Origin of the sequence: Streptococcus oralis, from assembly GCF_026782235.1 — a bacterium.
Taxonomy (GTDB): Bacteria; Bacillota; Bacilli; order Lactobacillales; family Streptococcaceae; genus Streptococcus; species Streptococcus oralis_CC.
The window spans coordinates 85,587-102,740 of the sequence record NZ_JAKUWE010000004.1; the positions used below are offsets into that span (position 1 = coordinate 85,587).

Annotated in this window: 19 protein-coding genes; all 19 read right to left on the reverse strand. The window is 41.6% G+C overall.

Annotated elements, in window-relative coordinates:
* Positions 1 to 65 precede the first annotated feature (65 nt).
* The 19 genes from MK396_RS06705 to MK396_RS06795 all read right to left on the reverse strand — a co-directional run bounded on the left by MK396_RS06705 (position 66) and on the right by MK396_RS06795 (position 17,141).
* Positions 66 to 1,757: a cache domain-containing sensor histidine kinase gene (locus MK396_RS06705; protein ID WP_268724085.1), complete on the reverse strand. Its 1,692-nt coding sequence runs from the start codon at positions 1,755 to 1,757 to the stop codon at positions 66 to 68.
* Positions 1,754 to 2,491, reverse strand: coding sequence for a response regulator transcription factor (locus MK396_RS06710; RefSeq protein WP_206283909.1), 738 nt, complete (start codon positions 2,489 to 2,491; stop codon positions 1,754 to 1,756). The genes MK396_RS06705 and MK396_RS06710 overlap by 4 nt, the downstream gene beginning before the upstream one ends.
* A gap of 70 nt (positions 2,492 to 2,561) precedes the next feature.
* Positions 2,562 to 3,674 carry a peptide-methionine (R)-S-oxide reductase MsrB gene (gene msrB, locus MK396_RS06715; protein ID WP_268724086.1) on the reverse strand — a complete coding sequence of 371 codons (1,113 nt, stop codon included), beginning with the start codon at positions 3,672 to 3,674 and terminating at the stop codon, positions 2,562 to 2,564.
* Positions 3,675 to 3,683: 9 nt separating this feature from the next.
* Positions 3,684 to 4,247 carry a redoxin family protein gene (locus MK396_RS06720; RefSeq protein WP_268724087.1) on the reverse strand — a complete coding sequence of 188 codons (564 nt, stop codon included), beginning with the start codon at positions 4,245 to 4,247 and terminating at the stop codon, positions 3,684 to 3,686.
* Between the two features lie 13 nt (positions 4,248 to 4,260).
* Positions 4,261 to 4,971 carry a thiol-disulfide oxidoreductase-associated membrane protein CcdA2 gene (gene ccdA2 / locus MK396_RS06725; protein ID WP_268724088.1) on the reverse strand — a complete coding sequence of 237 codons (711 nt, stop codon included), beginning with the start codon at positions 4,969 to 4,971 and terminating at the stop codon, positions 4,261 to 4,263.
* Between the two features lie 163 nt (positions 4,972 to 5,134).
* Positions 5,135 to 5,686 carry a GNAT family N-acetyltransferase gene (locus MK396_RS06730; protein WP_268724089.1) on the reverse strand — a complete coding sequence of 184 codons (552 nt, stop codon included), beginning with the start codon at positions 5,684 to 5,686 and terminating at the stop codon, positions 5,135 to 5,137.
* 307 nt (positions 5,687 to 5,993) lie between these two features.
* Positions 5,994 to 6,818 (reverse strand): ammonia-dependent NAD(+) synthetase, encoded by an 825-nt coding sequence (gene nadE, locus MK396_RS06735; RefSeq protein ID WP_268724090.1) that lies wholly within the window; start codon positions 6,816 to 6,818, stop codon positions 5,994 to 5,996.
* Positions 6,815 to 8,275 carry a nicotinate phosphoribosyltransferase gene (locus tag MK396_RS06740; RefSeq protein WP_268724091.1) on the reverse strand — a complete coding sequence of 487 codons (1,461 nt, stop codon included), beginning with the start codon at positions 8,273 to 8,275 and terminating at the stop codon, positions 6,815 to 6,817. Before MK396_RS06740 ends, nadE begins: the two co-directional genes overlap by 4 nt.
* A 116-nt stretch (positions 8,276 to 8,391) precedes the next feature.
* Complete coding sequence (locus tag MK396_RS06745; RefSeq protein ID WP_084868736.1) at positions 8,392 to 8,880, reverse strand: DUF6773 family protein; 489 nt, start codon at positions 8,878 to 8,880, stop codon at positions 8,392 to 8,394.
* Positions 8,870 to 9,079, reverse strand: coding sequence for a helix-turn-helix transcriptional regulator (locus MK396_RS06750; RefSeq protein WP_001107495.1), 210 nt, complete (start codon positions 9,077 to 9,079; stop codon positions 8,870 to 8,872). Before MK396_RS06750 ends, MK396_RS06745 begins: the two co-directional genes overlap by 11 nt.
* A gap of 147 nt (positions 9,080 to 9,226) precedes the next feature.
* The gene (locus MK396_RS06755) at positions 9,227 to 9,823 is read right to left on the reverse strand and encodes an HAD family hydrolase (RefSeq protein WP_084868737.1); all 597 of its coding nucleotides are present in this window, start codon (positions 9,821 to 9,823) and stop codon (positions 9,227 to 9,229) included.
* Between the two features lie 59 nt (positions 9,824 to 9,882).
* Positions 9,883 to 10,293: a GNAT family N-acetyltransferase gene (locus tag MK396_RS06760; RefSeq protein WP_268724092.1), complete on the reverse strand. Its 411-nt coding sequence runs from the start codon at positions 10,291 to 10,293 to the stop codon at positions 9,883 to 9,885.
* A 101-nt stretch (positions 10,294 to 10,394) separates the two neighbouring features.
* A complete protein-coding gene (locus tag MK396_RS06765; protein ID WP_268724093.1) occupies positions 10,395 to 11,759 on the reverse strand; it encodes an amino acid permease in 1,365 nt (454 codons plus the stop codon).
* Between the two features lie 76 nt (positions 11,760 to 11,835).
* Complete coding sequence (gene greA / locus MK396_RS06770; RefSeq protein ID WP_268724094.1) at positions 11,836 to 12,318, reverse strand: transcription elongation factor GreA; 483 nt, start codon at positions 12,316 to 12,318, stop codon at positions 11,836 to 11,838.
* Positions 12,319 to 12,379: 61 nt separating this feature from the next.
* Positions 12,380 to 14,131 carry an endolytic transglycosylase MltG gene (gene mltG, locus MK396_RS06775; protein WP_125840735.1) on the reverse strand — a complete coding sequence of 584 codons (1,752 nt, stop codon included), beginning with the start codon at positions 14,129 to 14,131 and terminating at the stop codon, positions 12,380 to 12,382.
* A gap of 90 nt (positions 14,132 to 14,221) precedes the next feature.
* A complete protein-coding gene (locus MK396_RS06780; RefSeq protein ID WP_125840736.1) occupies positions 14,222 to 14,710 on the reverse strand; it encodes a GNAT family N-acetyltransferase in 489 nt (162 codons plus the stop codon).
* Positions 14,707 to 15,174, reverse strand: coding sequence for a GNAT family N-acetyltransferase (locus MK396_RS06785; RefSeq protein WP_125840737.1), 468 nt, complete (start codon positions 15,172 to 15,174; stop codon positions 14,707 to 14,709). Before MK396_RS06785 ends, MK396_RS06780 begins: the two co-directional genes overlap by 4 nt.
* A gap of 9 nt (positions 15,175 to 15,183) precedes the next feature.
* The gene (gene murC, locus MK396_RS06790) at positions 15,184 to 16,518 is read right to left on the reverse strand and encodes a UDP-N-acetylmuramate--L-alanine ligase (RefSeq protein WP_268724095.1); all 1,335 of its coding nucleotides are present in this window, start codon (positions 16,516 to 16,518) and stop codon (positions 15,184 to 15,186) included.
* A gap of 11 nt (positions 16,519 to 16,529) precedes the next feature.
* Positions 16,530 to 17,141, reverse strand: a complete 612-nt coding sequence (locus MK396_RS06795; RefSeq protein WP_268724096.1) for a cystathionine gamma-synthase — start codon at positions 17,139 to 17,141, stop codon at positions 16,530 to 16,532.
* Between the last annotated feature and the right edge of the window lie 13 nt (positions 17,142 to 17,154).

Consider the following 17,154-nt stretch of genomic DNA (forward strand, 5'->3'; position numbering starts at 1 on the left):
GATTTTATCAAGGCCAACTAATCAATCGAAATTTTAAAAGCAAAACTCCCAGAATAGACTGGGAGCTAACTTGTTTCTATTTTATTGATGTATATTTCAATCGCCGTCCCTTTTTCGGGTGCAGAATTGATCTTCATCTGGTAATTGTCTCCAAAATGAAGTTTGAGTCGTTGGTCGACATTTTGTAGACCAACTCCCCCACGTTTGAGCTGACTTTGACTACTATCGCCAGCAGCTTGGAAACCAACACCATCATCCTCAATGCGGATGACAAGCCCTGTATCCTTTTTCTGAACAGAGACTTTAATATGGCCCTGACCTTCCTTCTCCTTAATGCCATGGTAAAGAGCATTTTCTACAAGAGGTTGCAACACCAACTTGGGCAAGACTAGGTTACCAAAGTCAGGATCTTCATCAATCTCATACTCCAGCTTATCACCATAGCGTTGTTTCTGGATAAAGAGATACTGGCGAACATGATTGATTTCATCAGACAGGCAAATCAAATCCTTACCCTGATTGAGCGCCAGGCGGAAATAGGTTGCCAAAGACTTGGTCACCTGAACCACTCGCTGACTATCCTGAAATTCAGCCATCCAGATGATAGTATCCAAAGTATTGTAGAGGAAATGGGGGTTAATCTGGCTTGACAAGGCTTGAAGTTCATACTGCCGGGTCGCTTCTTCCTGCCTGCGCACATCTGCCATCAGCTGATCAATCTGATCCAGCATGGCATTGAACTGGCGAATCACTTCTCTAAGTTCATAGGCACCAGCTTCCTTAGCACGAAAATTTTGTGTACCAGAAGCAATTTCCAGCATGGTTTCTCTCAGATCCTTCAAAGGGGCAATCCAGCGTTTGAGACTGAACCACACTAAGCAGAGACAGGCAAGAAGAGATGTGACACTGGCCCCAAGCAAGGTCCACATGAGTTGACTCCGAACCTGGTCTAACTTCTCCAACGAAGACACGCCTATCACCGTCCAATCAGTCCCTGCAATCTGTTCCTGACTGACGTAGGATTGGTGATCCAGCGTATAGCCCTGCCCCGTCTCGATGTAGGGTTTCATGGCCTCCATTTCACTCGCTGAGCTATAGACAGTACGTTTAGGATGGTAGACAAATTCATGGTTTTCATTGATGATAAAGGCAAAGCCCTGCTGGCCCAACTGGAGTTGGTTGAGATAGGCTTCCAGAGTTTCGTAGGAAATATCCAAACGAAGTACGCCAAGATTGGATCCCTTTGTATCGACAAGTTCCTGAGTGACAGAAATAACCCACTGACTATCTGATTTACGAGCTGGGGTTAAAACTGGCTTAGCTCCTTGATGAATGGCCTTTTGGTACCAATCCTCAGCCATCATATCTGAGGAGGTTTTCATCTGCACACTGTCATCAGTAGAAATGACCTGACCGGATTTGGTGACCAGTACCACCGTTTTCAGGTCCTTGTCTGCCTTTAAGATAGTCAAAAACAGATCTCGGATTCCCTTGACTTGGTCTTGGTTAGGATTCGCAGCATAGGCTAAGACATCCTTCTGCTGGGTCAAACTGGTAGAGGTGGTTTCTAATTTTTTGATATAAGACTGAATAAAGTGGCTAGTTTGGCTAATGGTCGTTTGACTATTGCCCTCAATAGTGGCCTCAATAGCTGATGAACTAGATTGATAGTAGAAAGTCCCAACCAGAGCTAGGAGAATGAGAAAGACCAGGAAGATGGAAATAACCATTCTGACTAGGAGAGAAGAACGCTTCATCGGCCTTCCCCTTTCTTAAACTGACGAGGTGTCACACCTGCAATCTGTTTAAAACGTTGAGTAAAATAGTTCATATCTTCAAAACCAACCTTCTCGGCGATCTCGTAAATCTTTAAATCTGTAGTCAGAAGCAAAAGCTTGGCTTGTTTGACACGTTCTCTCACCAGGTAATCCTGAAAAGGTAGGCCCAACTCTTTCTTAATCAAGGAGCTCAAATAAGTCGGACTAAAACCCAATTCACTGGCCAAAGACTTCAAACTAAACTGACTGTCAGCTAGATGCGACTGGATTTTCTGAGCAATATTTCCCTCAAACTTATCGGTTAATAAATCTTGTAACTGCTCTTCTTTTTCTTCCTTGTCTAGTTTTTGCTTGATTTTCCCCAACATTTCCTCAATATCCTGACGAGAAAAGGGTTTGAGCAGGTAATCATCTACACCGAGTTTGACAGCAGACAAGGCATAATCAAAATCATCGTAACCCGTCAAAAATACCAGATGCACCTGGGGATAGGTTTCTCGGACCAGCCTGGCCAACTGGATGCCATTTAGCTGAGGCATATTGATATCGGTTAAAATGATATCCGGCACCTGTTGTTGAATCAAGTCCCAAGCCTGTCTTCCATTTTCAGCCTGACCGATGATTTCCATATCGTAGGCCGCTACATTAACCAGCTTGGTCAATCCTTGTCTTACCAGATACTCATCTTCTACGATTAAGATTGTGTAGGTCATGCTCTGCTCCTTTACCACTCACTAGTATCAGTATAGCAAAATTCTCCTCTAACTGCTTAGGAAAGACTTCTTAATCGACATAATCTAGTAAATAGGCATAACCTTTTTCTGACATTTGGTCTTTAGGAATAAAGCGGATAGAAAGGCTATTGATACAGTAGCGTAAGCCACCCTTGTCCTGAGGCCCATCTGTAAAGACGTGGCCAAGGTGAGAATCTCCAACTCGGCTCCGCACTTCCATGCGTGTCATATTGTAAGACTTATCTTCCTTGTAGGTAGCAACATCTGGGCTGATTGGTTGGGTGAAACTAGGCCAGCCACAACCAGACTCAAACTTGTCCTTTGATGAAAAGAGGGGTTCACCAGTTGCGACATCCACATAGATACCGGATTCAAATTTATCCCAGTAGCGGTTTGAAAAAGCTCGTTCTGTTTGATTTTTCTGGGTAACTGCATACTCCTCAGGTGACAAGGTCTTTTTCAATTCCTCATCACTTGGTTTAGGATATTTGCTGGCATCAATGACAGGGTAGGCCGCCTGATTGACATTGATATGACAGTAGCCATTTGGATTTTTCTTGAGGTAGTCTTGGTGATAATCCTCCGCCACCACAAAATTCTTCAAGTTTTCCTTTTCAACTGCCAGAGGTTGGTCGTATTTCTTAGCTACCTCATCAAAGACTTGGTTGATTACTTCCAAATCCTTGTCATCTGTGTAATAGACACCAGTACGGTACTGGGTCCCCACATCATTTCCCTGTTTATTTTTGCTGGTTGGATTAATGATGCGGAAGTAATGAAGCAGGATTTCTTTGAGAGAAATTTGATTAGCATCATAGGTAACATGAACAGTCTCTGCATGTCCTGTTTGGTTAATCAATTCGTACTTGGTTGTTTCCCCTCTACCATTTGCATAGCCTGAAACGGCATCTGTCACTCCAGGCACGCGTGAGAAGTATTCCTCCACTCCCCAGAAACAACCTCCAGCTAGATAAATTTCGTGCAAGTCTGCGTCTTTGCTCACTTCTGTTTTTTTCACTGTTTTTCCTCCTTGGCTAACTGATGCTTTCTCAATTTGCGAGCTATCTGTCTGCCCCGCATTTCGCATTAATAGAAAATAGAAACCGGTTAGGACTAGAAGAATGACCCCTGCCAAGACAAAAAGTTTTACTTTATCATTCATAGCCTTTCTCTACCCCATTTCTTTCAATTCTTTTAAAATCATATCCTTATCCATAAAACCTGGTTGCGTTTTGACCAGCTTGCCTTCCTTGTCTATAAAGGCTTGAGTCGGGTAAGAACGAACACCATAACTTTCCAAAAGTTTACCTGACGGATCAATTAAAACCGGAAAATTTTTATAATCTAAACCCTTGTACCAGTTCTTAAAGTCCGCTTCCGCTTGCTCCCCCTTGTGTCCAGGAGACACCACTGTCAAGACCACATAGTCATCACCAGCTTCTTTAGCAATTTCATCCGTATCTGGAAGGCTGGCTAGACAGATGGAACACCAAGAAGCCCAGAATTTGAGATAAACTTTCTTGCCCTTGTAATCAGACAAACGATAGGTCTTGCCATCTACACCTGTCAGTTCAAAATCAGCGACTTCCTGACCTTTAGTCGCAGTTTGCGCACCGACTTGTTCTGTTTTGGTTTGCTCCTTCATAGTTGATTCGTCTGACATGTTTTTAGCCGAACAGGCTGCCAAGCAACAGACTGAGCCTACTCCAAGGAGACATGTTTGCCATTTTTTCATTTCTTCTTCCTCTCTATTCAAATAATGTAGTCAAAATGGAAGCATTTCCCAAAAGCACCAAGATTCCCATCACGATAATGAGGAAACCACCCACTTTTTTGAGGATTCCGAGGTAAGGATGCAGTTTTCGGAAATGTTTCAAAACATAGCTGGAGGCGAGAGCTAGAACTAAAAATGGTAGCGCCAAACCCAGCGTGTAAACCAACATGAGACCAGCTCCCTGCCAAGCACCTGAACCACCTGAAGCCGCTAAGGCCAAAACAGACCCCAGAACTGGCCCTACACACGGCGTCCAAGCAAAACTAAAGGTTAACCCCAGTAAAAATGCTTGACTATAGCCGTTACCCTTTTGACCCTGTTTCTTTAATTGTAGCCTTCTTTCCTTGTAAAGCCCCTGCAAATGTAAGACTTCCATCTGGTGCAAGCCCAAGAGAATGATAATCGCACCCGTCACATACTGAAGCCAAGAAGCATACAGCAAATTGCCTAAAAAACCAGCTCCATAGCCCAGTAAGATAAAAACAAAGGAAATCCCCGCTATAAAGGCCATAGTTCGCAATAAACTAACAAGTGAGATTGAAAATTTTCCGCTGCTAGCCTGAACACCATCTTTGTCATCAAGTAAAACCCCTGCATAGACTGGCAACAAGGGTAAAATACAAGGAGAAAAGAAGGAAAGAATTCCAGCAAGAAAAACGCTGATAAAAAAGATTGCATTGTCCATTGCCTTCCTCCATTCTTTGATTTGATAGGTCTATTATATCCCCAAAACTCCAGAAAAAACAGGGACAATGATAGGGAAAAATAGGAATTTAATCAGTTTATTCAGAAATCTGGCACAAAAAAAAGCCAGACAAGGTCTGACTTTGATAGAAACAGAAAAGAAATCACCTGTCTTCCCTACTTATCTGGTAATAAATAAGGTCCGCAACGTAGTCTTTTCTCTCCACACCATTGACGATAGTTTTTAGATAGGACATTCCAGCCTTCTCCATCACACGGCCTGAAGCTGGGTTAAGACTGGCATAACGAGCTCTGACCTTTTGAAAGCCTGCTTGAGTAAAACAAAAGTCTAACACAGCTTTCAAAGCTTCCGTCATCATACCACGACCCCAATAATCTTTTCCTAAAACATACCCAATTTCACAGCTAGAGTCAATCTCATCCATTTCAACGATGCTGATATCTCCAATCACTTGCTCAGGGTTTTCTTTGAGACAAATGGCCCATTTGTAATAGTTGGGATTAGCATAGGAGGCAACCCAATTTCGAATCGAGTTCCGAGTAACCTCGACATCAGGATGGGGATCCCAAGTGACATAGGTCAGATTCTCAGGAGATGAAGCCCAATTTTGAAACATGGCTTCCGCATCACTCTCCACAAATCTTCTCAAGATCAAACGTTCTGTCTGTAATATTTGCGTACCGATTGCTTTCATAATGTTACCTCGCTTCTAAGCTTAAGGCTCAAGCTAAAAAGGTTCAACAGAACCTTCCTCGCTTTCTCATTTCTAGGCTCAGGGTAAAAAGGTCCACTGGACTAACTCTCACTTTTTTATTTCAAGGTGAGAGGCTAAAAACCTCCACTGGAGGTTCCTCGTTTTCCCGTTTCTAGACTCGGGCTAAAAAGGTCCCCCGGACCTTCTTCGCTTACTTATTTCTAGGCTCAGGGTAAAAACCTCCACTGGAGGTTATTCTTGCTCTCGAGTTTCAAGGCAAGAAGCTAAAAAGGTCCCCCGGACCTTTTTACTCCCAAAAGTCATCAAAAATTGTGATTGGTAGGTGGCGTTTGTGTTGGCCTTTGTGCCACCAGTTTTCAATAGTCGCTTGAGCTTCTGGACTGATTGATTTGCCTTCTAGATAGTCATCAATTTCATTGTAAGTGACTCCAAGTGCAACTTCGTCAGCAAGTCCAGGTTTTTCTTCTTCCAAATCTGCTGTTGGAATTTTTTCATAAAGGGCTGGGTCTGCACCAAGTTCCTTCAAGAGTTGCTTTCCTTGACGTTTATTGAGGCGGTAAAGAGGGAGAATGTCTGCACCACCATCACCAAACTTAGTAAAGAAACCTGTGATATTTTCCGCAGCGTGGTCTGTTCCAATGACCGCTCCTCTATGGGCACCCGCAAGAGCATATTGAGCGATCATACGACTACGAGCCTTAATATTGCCCTTGTTAAAGTCTGAAACAGGACTTCCTGTCGCTTCAACTGCAGTTGTCATGGCATCAGCTGATTCCTTGATATTCACAACCAAGCTGACATCTGGCTGGATGAAAGCGAGGGCTTTTTGAGCATCTGCTTCATCAGCTTGCACTCCGTATGGCAGACGGACAGCGATAAATTGGTAGCTGTCATCTCCTGTCTCTGCTCGCATTTCTTCCATAGCTAATTGTGCTAAGCGCCCTGCTAAGGTTGAGTCCTGACCCCCAGAAATTCCTAGTACAAAGGTTTTAAGGAAAGGGTGTTTTTTCAAGTATCTCTTTAAGAAATCAATCGAACGACGAATTTCTTCCTGGGCGTCAATAACTGGCTTGACACCTAGTTGCTGGATAATGGTCTCTTGCAAACTCATTCTTCTTCTCCTTCACCAAGGGCTTCTTTGCGCATCTTGTCAATCAAGTCCATTTTGTCCTGCCAAATATCACGCGCCAAGTCTACTGGATAGTGCTGCGGATTGAGCACGCGCTTGTATTCATCCCATAGCTTGTCAAATTCTTTGCGAGCATAGGACTGAATCTCAGTCAAACTAGGCAGGTTGTAAACTAATGTTCCTGCTTTGAAAATATCCACCAAGAGAGGAACGGCATCAAAATTTCGAACGGTCTTTTTGATGTAGGTATAAGTTGGATGGAACATCTTGATTTCTGTCATGTCACTCACATCCACACCATCATAAGTAATATAGTCACCTTCTGACTTGCCTTTTTCACGACTAGTAATGCGCCATACCTGCTTCTTACCTGGCGTTGACACTTTTTCAGCATTATTAGACAGTTTGATGGTATTGCGCATCTGACCATTCTCATCTTCGATAGCTACAATCTTATAAACTGCCCCAAGAGCTGGCTGATCATAGGCTGTAATCAGCTTGGTTCCTACACCCCAGACATCAATCTTAGCGTGTTGCATTTTGAGGTTAAGGATAGTATTTTCATCTAGGTCATTGGAAGCGTAAATTTTGGCATCTGGATATCCAGCCTCATCTAACTGTTGGCGAACTTTCTTGGAAATGTAGGCAATATCCCCAGAGTCAATTCGCACACCCATAAAGTTAATCTGGTCACCCAGCTCACGCGCCACCTGAATAGCAGCTGGCACACCGATGCGAAGGGTGTCATAGGTATCCACAAGAAAGACACAATCACGATGGGTCGCCGCATAAGCCTTGAAGGCTTCATAGTCATTTCCATAAACCTGTACCAAGGCATGGGCATGAGTTCCCAATACTGGAATACCAAAGAGTTTACCCGCACGCACGTTACTGGTTCCATTGGCACCACCAATCACCGCTGCGCGTGTCCCCCAAATAGCCGCATCCATTTCTTGTGCCCGACGTGTTCCGAATTCCATCAAAGGCTCATCTTCAATGACTGAACGAATACGTGCTGCCTTTGTCGCTATCAAGGTTTGAAAGTTAACGATGTTTAAGAGAGCCGTTTCAACCAATTGACATTGGGCAAGAGGGCCTTCCACCTGCACAATCGGTTCATTGGCAAAAACCAAATCCCCTTCCTGAGCAGAACGGACTGTCAACTCCAACTTGAAATTGCGGAGGTAATCTAAGAACGCCCCATGATAGCCAAGCGACTCCAAGTAGGCAATATCGCTATCTGAAAAGCGCAAATCTTTAAGATAATGTACAATTCTTTCCAATCCAGCGAAAACTGCATAACCATTCTGAAAAGGTTGCTGGCGGAAATAAACTTCAAAGACCGCCTTTTTATTGTGAATTCCTTGGTCAAAGTAAACTTGCATCATGTTAATCTGGTACAAGTCCGTGTGCAATGTCAAACTATCATCTGAATACATCTGTTTTCCTTCTTCCTTCTTTACAAGGGTATGAACGTATTCTACCACTTTCACACCATCTGATAAATTAGTACTATTATAACACATTTTACCGAGATTGATAAAAAGCTAACAAGCTATTCCATAGTCTCCAGTTCATCCATATCTTGCTCAAACTTTTTTTGAGCCCATTCGCCATAACTTTTAAGGCCGAGATTGCCGATAAAAACCCAAGGAAGGTAAATCAGATAAGTAATGACCCAAGCAGACAAGTATTTAACGTTCAGAGGATTGTGCTGATAAATTTCGATATTGAATTGATAATTCTGTAACATCAAGAGAGTCGTAATAGCGAGAGTTACCAGCAAACACCCTACAATCGTAAAATGAAAACGACTATAGTAGGTCACTCCAAGTTGTCGTGCACGATTGAAAAAGAAGAAAATTCCTAAAAGAAGGGTAACCAGAAGAATATCAGGATTAAAAAGAGCAGGTGCTAATACTGCCACCAGATAGCTTAGCAGAATGAGCCCGATAAACATATAAAAAGACTCTGCACCAGCTTTGTTAATCAGTTGTTCTTCTCTTTCGTCTAATAATTGATAATAAAAAAATCTATTTTTCATCTTCTTCCTCCCAAAATAATTGATCTAATGTTTTTCCTAAGCATCTGCAAATGGACTGGCAGAGGGAGAGACTCGGATTGTATTTCCCAGCTTCAATCAAGCCTATAGTCTGCCTCGTAACCCCTACAGCCTCTGCCAAATCCCCTTGTGTTAAGTCAAGCTCCACCCGAGCTAATTTTAATTTTAAATTTTTAGCCACTAGCGTCCTCCTTCACATTTTTAAAAAGTTGCGCTTCTTTTAAAAACATTATACCATATATCTAACTTAATGCAATATATAAATGTCATTTTGTAATATTTTATTAACAAAAAAACTCTCTACCACAAAAAATAGAGAGTGTTGTGTTTAAATATAGGATTTCAAAATATCAACGACATCACTTCTTTTCTTGACCTGATAGGCCTTGATGCCCAATTTCTCAGCTGCGATTGTATTGTCCTCAATATCGTCTAGAAAGACACAATTTGCGGGATCTAGCTGATATTTTTCGAGAATCCCCTTAAATATTGCCAAATCAGGCTTTATAGCTTTTATATCACAGGATAAGACAAAGCCATCTAAAAGTTCTTTTAAAGGAGATAGTTGCTCTTCCAGCAAGTCATAAAATACCTTTGAGGTATTGGACAAGACAAAGATGCGATGCCCCTTTTTCTTTAGTTCTGATAAGACAGGAAAGACTTCCCTATAAATGTCAATGTAGCTAGGCCAATTCCAGATAACTTCTTCGACCTTCTTTTGATAGGTCCTGCCAATCATTGACACAACTTTAAGCACCAACTCTTCTCTCGTCATGGTTCCAAGATCTAATCTTTCCCAAAGTCCCAACTGAAAAATGGCCTTATCTAAAACCAAATATCCTTCCTTCGTATCCGAAACACCTTGCAAAATCTTATCCTTGTTCCATTCTAACAAGACGTTGCCCATATCCAGTATGATATCCATTAACCCACCTCCATAGTGATGTGAAGATTTGCTCTTTGATTTATACTTTCATATTCAGCTTACAAATCCTTTTGGTAATAAAATCTTTGCCCTGTGTAGGGATAGTCTTGCAAGGTAAAGACTTCCTTGTAGCCATGCCTTTTATAAAAATCTGGCGCTTGAAACTGGTAAGTATTGACGAAAGCAAACTGACAGTTTCGATTCTTAGCTTCATTTTCAGCTTGCTCCAATAGTTTCGAACCGATTCCTTGTCCCCGTAATTCCTCTTTCACAAACAAATACTCGATTTCCAACCAATTTCCGAAAGTCTCTGCTACTAAGCCTGCCATGAGATTGCCCTTTTCGTCTTCGACATAAAGGTTCAGTGGCTCGCTTTCAGCCTCTTCTCTTTTAGAACGATTATAAGCACGAATCAAGTTTCCTATTTTTTGCGCTTTCTGGGACGCTTTATTTTCCAATCTAAAGTGCATCCAAACCTCCTAATAAACTGCTACAGCTTGATTATAATCTTATTTCAATAGACTGTCAAACTAGAAAAAAACTCACCAAGCTGAGTTGATGAGTTCATAAGTTATTTTCTAAATTTCCACTGACTATAAATTCCGAAACCGATAATCCAGATAGCTGAACCAATTGCTCCCATAAAGGTAGATTCTTGTAAAAAGAGGGTTACAAAGACAAAGATAAAGAAGAGCATGGTTAAAGGATTTAGAAAACGATAATGGGGCATGAGGTAGCCATCCGCCATGAAGTCTTGTGACTTGCGGTATTTGAGATGAGCCACCATGATCAAGATATAAATCGCGATGTAAACACCTGATGAAGACGCCGTAATCAAAGCAAAGGCATCGGAAACACCTGGCAAAACATTGATAAAGGCAGCCAGAGCAATTAAGATTGCTGAAGCAATAATAGCATTTTGTGGAACATTATGGCGAGAAAGAGTATCTGCCTTGATCGCTTTTAAGAAGCGATTGGGTGAATCATGGGCAATCTGGTAGAGGTGTCGCCCTGTTGAATAGAGGGTCGAATTAAGAGCAGATGCGGCCGACGTCAAAACGACGAAGTTAATCAGAGCTGCCGCCCACTTGATACCTGCTAGCTCAAAAACCGTTACAAATGGTGAATCTGAAGAAGCAAGTTCTCTCCAGGGAATAATAGACATAATGGCTAATAGAGCACCACCATAGAAGAAGACAATTCGGAGAGGAATTTCTTTAACTGCTTTTGGCAAAACCTGACGAGGATTCTTCGTTTCAGAGGTTGTCACTCCGATAAATTCAATCATCAGATAGGCAAAAAATACCATTTGAAAGGCCATGACAAAGTTCATGACTCCATTTGGGAAAAGAGAGAATTGATTGCTGATATTTGCCAGACTTGCGGCACCATATGGTGTTTCAAATCCTGTCAAGACCATAAAGACCCCTGTTGCAATCATAGCTAAAATAGCCACAATCTTAACCATAGCAAACCAAAACTCGACTTCTCCAAAGAGCTTAACCGCAATCAGATTGACCAAAGCCAAAATCGTTAAAAAAACAATCTGAATCAACCAACTAGGCCAAGAAGGAAACCAAAACTGAACATAATGCGAAATCGCAGTGATTTCTGCCATACCGATAAAGACAACAGACAACCAATAAGACCAAACAGAGAAATACCCCCAGCCTTTCCCCAAATGACGGGTGATAAAGTTGATAAAAGTATGTTGTTCTGGATCCTGATATAGCATCTCCCCAACAGCCCTCATCATCAAAAACATAAAGGCTCCTGTAATCATGTAAATCAGGATGATAGAAGGTCCAGTAAGGCTGATAGAACGACCAGCACCTAGGAAAAGTCCTGTTCCGATTGTCCCCGCAATGGCCATCACCTGAACATGGCGATTGGTTAAACCACGCTCCATTTTATTTTTTTTCTTATTTGAATTCATATAGTCTCCTATTTATTCAAAAAATCAAAAAGGAGTTGAGCAAGTCAAGACCTCCACTACTCCGTTTTCATTCTATTTAGGCTGTTTTTTCAACCTTTAAGATTTTGACATCATAACTACCAACTGGTGTTTCAATCGTTGCAGTATCACCAGTCTTCTTGCCAATCAAAGCACGGCCAATCGGACTTTCATTTGATACTTTACCAGCAAAAGCATCTGCACCTGCAGAACCAACGATGATGTAGACCTCTTCTTCGTCTTCACCGACTTCTTGGATTGTTACTGTCTTACCGATTGCTACCTCATCTTGGGCAACCGCATCGCTATTGACAATTTCAGCATAGCGAATTTTTGTTTCTAGACTTGAAATTTGACCTTCAACAAAAGCTTGTTCATCTTTTGCTGCTTCGTACTCGCTATTTTCTGAAAGATCCCCGTACGAACGAGCAATTTTGATACGCTCTACGACTTCAGGGCGACGAACGAGTTTCAATTCTTCTAATTCTTTTTCTAACTTTTTCTTTTCTTCAAGGGTCATTGGGTAAGTTTTTTCTGCCATTTTTTCAACTTTCTTTTCTATTACTTTTTTAAAACAAAATTATGTGGAAAACCACATAATTTTAGTTTGAACTACTTGATTGTGTTAATTTACTATTGATATGTTCTGCAACGTTTTGGTCATGCTCTTCTTTTGTCGTTGCAAAGTACACTTTACCGTCTTCAACATTAGCTACAAAGTATAAGTACTCACTCTTTGTCTGATTTACACTTGCTTCAATAGCATCGAGGCTTGGACTATCAACTGGGCCGGGCATGAGGCCAAGATGTGTATAAACATTATAAGGTGAATCAATCGTAGTATCAATTGCAGTATCATCAGCCAAGCTAATCTTTTGGCCAAGTTTTCCTTCAGCATACAAGATAGCAATGTTGCTTTGAAGTGGCATACCAAGATTCAAGCGGTTATAGAAGACTCCCGCAATCAATTTACGATCTTCGGTCTTAGCACCCTCTTTTTCGACAAGAGAAGCAATACTGAGCAATTCATTAACTGTCAGATTCTTTTCTTTGATCGTAGTGTAATACGGTGACATGGCCTTGTCCATAGCTGCTAACATATCATCAATCAAGCTTTCAACTGTGGTGCTGTCTTTGATAGTGTAGGTTGCTGGGAAAAGGTAACCTTCAAGGCGATAACGAACGCCACTGTCTTTTGTTGGAAGACTTCCAAGAAGGTTTGGATACTTGGCTACTAGTTGGGAGATGAAGGTTTCATCTTGAGCTTTTGCCATGAAAGCATCCGCTGTAAGAGGTTCTTTAAAATCACCTTGGAGTTGACCTACTGTCTGAGCAATTTGCTCTAAGGTATAACCTTCCGGAATAGTTAAGTTTGCAAGCACTGGTTCTTGAGGTTCAGGAGTTCCACCTTTTTGCAATTCTTGAATCAAGTCATCCGTACTCATGCTCTTCTTCAAATTGTAATAACCTGACTTCAAGTCTGAACCCTTATACTTAGCATAAATACTAAAGATAAGTCCATGTTTGACCAAACCAGATTTTTCCAAAGTGCTCCCAATTTGTTGCACATTTGATCCTTCTGGAATTTGAACTGTCATATACTCCTTAGAGCTCGCATCAACAGGTTTCAAAGAGTCTTGAACATAACCGTACCCAAAGTATCCACCAGCAGCCACAAGCACCAAGATGACTAAAAAGGTTACTAGAAAACCTTTGGCTTTTGATTTTTTCTTTTTCTTGGTTGGTTTTTTACCTTTACGGCGACGGTTACGACGTGATTCCTCCGTTAATCTGTCTGAGGATCCAGTTGAAGCTAGTGCTTCAGCTTTATTCTCAGAAGAAGCAACTGATGTATTGGCCTCTTCTGTCTTATAAGTCACATCTATCTTGGTCGGAGTATCGTTAAATTCTTTTTCTTCAGGTTCAAGTTCAACTGGTTCCACCTTAGGTTGAACGGACTCCACTACAGGTTCTTCAGCTGGATGAATCGGTTCTACTAGAGGTTCTTCAGATTCTACAACTTCAATCTTGTCAATGACAGGCTGTCTAATCTCTTTATCCTCTTTTTCATCCGTTTTATCAGCTTCAGCACTCGAAAGTGGAGGAACACTCGGCGCATTCTTTAGAATTTTATCGACAACAGATAGGGAATCAGCCATCAACTCTTCTGTTGAAGCATCAGATTCAGGATTTGCAGGAGTTACTGAACTAGCTTGAGATGATGAAGCTGTCAGATTTGGAATGTCTACTTCTTTCTCTTTTCTATCTTGTTCTTTTACTCTCTCTAAATCACGTAGAATCTGCTCTTTAAAGCTTAATTTTTCTTCTTCTCTTGATTTTTCAGTCAAAAGCATTACCTCCTTGTTGACAATCCATAATATTATATCTTAAAAGTTACAGAAAAGCAACAAAACATCCCTTTCTATAGCTATGATTCTCATTTTTCAAGGTTGCCAAACCATATCATACCAACTTTCACCCGCAAAGCTTGACTGGGATACCCCCTCGTTAACAAAGCCATTTTTTTCATAATAAGGGATGAGATAGTCATGACAGGTCAAATTAATACCTTCTCGTTCATGTTCTAAAGCAACTTCTTTCAGAGCCCTTAACAGTCTTTTCCCCACGCCCAAGGCTTGTGCCTCCTTAGCTATGGAGAGACAGGTCACAGAGATATAACCTCCAGGTCGATGGCTATAGTCTTTTATCTCTTCTGTAAAGGACTGATCTTGTAGATGACGATGTGGGACGACTGGACCTTCGATATACCCAAGGATACGTCCCTCCTTTTCGGCTACGAGAAAACTGGTCTGAATTTCACGTAAGTGCGCCTCAAAGACCGCACGAGGAATGGCTTCTTCAAGGGAGAAATTCTCCAGCTCTATCTCTAAAATTTGATCTAAATCCGAAAATCTTGCTTGTCTGATTTTCATACTTCCTCCTGATAAAAAGGATTGGCCCAAATCAGATTCCATCCCGAAAATCTTGCGCATGAAGCTTCTGGCACTTCTTCCTCAACAAAGTCATTCATCTCAAAATAAGAGAGCAAGTCATCAGGACAAGTCAAACGAAGATACTCATCCCCCCCTTCCACTGCCACTTGTTTCAAGCTAGCAAGAAGAAGGGTCCCCAAGCCTTGCCCGCGATGGTCAGGATGAATAGCAAATGATTTTATTTCTATCCATGTGGGATGAAGATACTGAGATTCTCCTAAAATATAGCCTAGGAGCTGATTTTCATCCCCAGCTACAAGAAAGGTACCCGCAGTCTTGCGGATACTCTCTTCTAAGGATTGGCGACTAAATGCCTCTTCTGATGTAGGATTGGCTTCTTCAATCGCCAACATTTCTTCTAAATCTGATAAGGTAGCTTGCCTTATTATGATTGGAATTTCCATCTGTTTTCCTTATTGGACGTTGCTTGTCAAGTTAGACAAGAGACGTTCAAATGAATATTCATAGGTTTGGATGTCTCCAGCCCCCATAAAGACATAAACAGCATTGTCATGGTCTAGGAGTGGAGAAACATTTTCAACAGTGATAACCTGGTGTTTCTTGTTAATTTTATTGGCTAAGTCTTCTACTTTGACATCACCATGGTCCACCTCACGGGCTGATCCATAGATTTGCGCTAAGTAGACGGCGTCTGCTTGATTCAATGCATGGGCAAATTCGTCCAACAAGGCAATGGTTCTTGTAAAGGTATGCGGTTGGAAGATTGCCACGATTTCCTTGCTTGGATATTTTTGACGAGCTGCATCCAAGGTTGCAATGATTTCTGTTGGATGGTGGGCAAAGTCATCAATGATCACTGTATCATTAACGATTTTCTCAGTGAAACGACGCTTAACACCTGCAAAAGTTTTCAAGTGTTCACGGACCAAGTTTAAATCAAAACCTGCTGTGTAAAGAAGGCCAATAACAGCTGTCGCATTCATGATATTGTGACGGCCAAAGGTCGGGATATGGAATTGACCCAATTCTTGTCCACGAAAGTGAACGGTGAAGGTCGAACCAGTTGTTGAACGAAGGAGATCGCTAGCTACAAAGTCATTGCTCTCAGCTTCAAAACCATAGTAATAGATTGGAGCATTGGCTGTAATCTTACGCAACTCAGCATCCTCACCATATACAAACAAACCTTTGGTAATTTGTTTGGCATAGTCGTTAAAGGCATTGAAAACATCCTCTAGACTTGTAAAGTAGTCTGGATGGTCAAAGTCAATGTTGGTGATGATAGAGTATTCTGGGTGGTAAGGCATGAAGTGACGCTCATATTCGTCTGATTCAAAGACGAAATATTTGGCATTGGCTGAGCCGCGACCTGTCCCGTCTCCGATCAAAAAGCTGGTGTCTGTGATGTGAGACAAGACGTGTGACAGCATACCTGTTGTTGATGTCTTACCATGCGCTCCTGCAACCCCCATGCTGACAAAGTCACGCATAAAGCTGCCTAGGAATTCATGGTAACGTTTGTAGCTGATACCATTTTTGTCGGCATAGGCGATTTCAACATTGTTATCTGGACGAAAGGCATTTCCAGCAATAATTTCAAGATCCCCTTGCAGGTTCTTTTCATCAAAAGGAAGAATCGTAATTCCTGCCTGCTCTAGTCCACGTTGAGTAAAATAGTATTTTTCAACGTCTGAACCTTGAACCTTGTGTCCCATTTGATGCAACATCAAGGCCAAGGCACTCATCCCTGATCCCTTGATTCCAATAAAATGATATGTTTTTGACATGTTTTTCTCCCTTACTCAGTAATTCTTGTCAGATTCAACTCTTGAGCAACCTGACGTTCCTGTTCCGTTTGCTTATTCTTTTTATTATAGATTTGACTCTTCTTTAGAAAATCATAGTTGTTCTTTTTAGCATTTTCCGTTTGAGATTTCGGAGTTGGAGTTACTACCTGGTCAGCTTCCTCGGCTAGAATATAGTGGGACTGGCTCAAGTTTTTACTAAACTTGGCAAACTCACCTGGATTTTCCTTTTGAAATGGTGCTGTTGGTTGGTTTCCTTGACGAACAAGTGTTGAACCATTGTGTCGTCTAGTATGACTAACATCCTGAGTCAAATACTTGGCCGAACGTTTCTTCTTCAGATCCGCACGCGCCTCTTCTCGAGCCAATTCAGCATACGTTTTTTCAACTTTTTTAGGTTCTGGGCCTGGTTTTGACTCCTTGTTAGCTGCCGAAGGAGTTACAGCCTGTTCCTCATTGATAGGAGACCATTCCAAATAGTTTTTATCGCGGTAATCACCCTTGATATTGCTAATAAAGTCTGACTCATCGTACAAGTCCATGACTGGCATTTTAGTCAGCATGATCTCATCATCTGACACCAGTGGAAATCGATCTTGTTTCATTTTGTATTTCCTT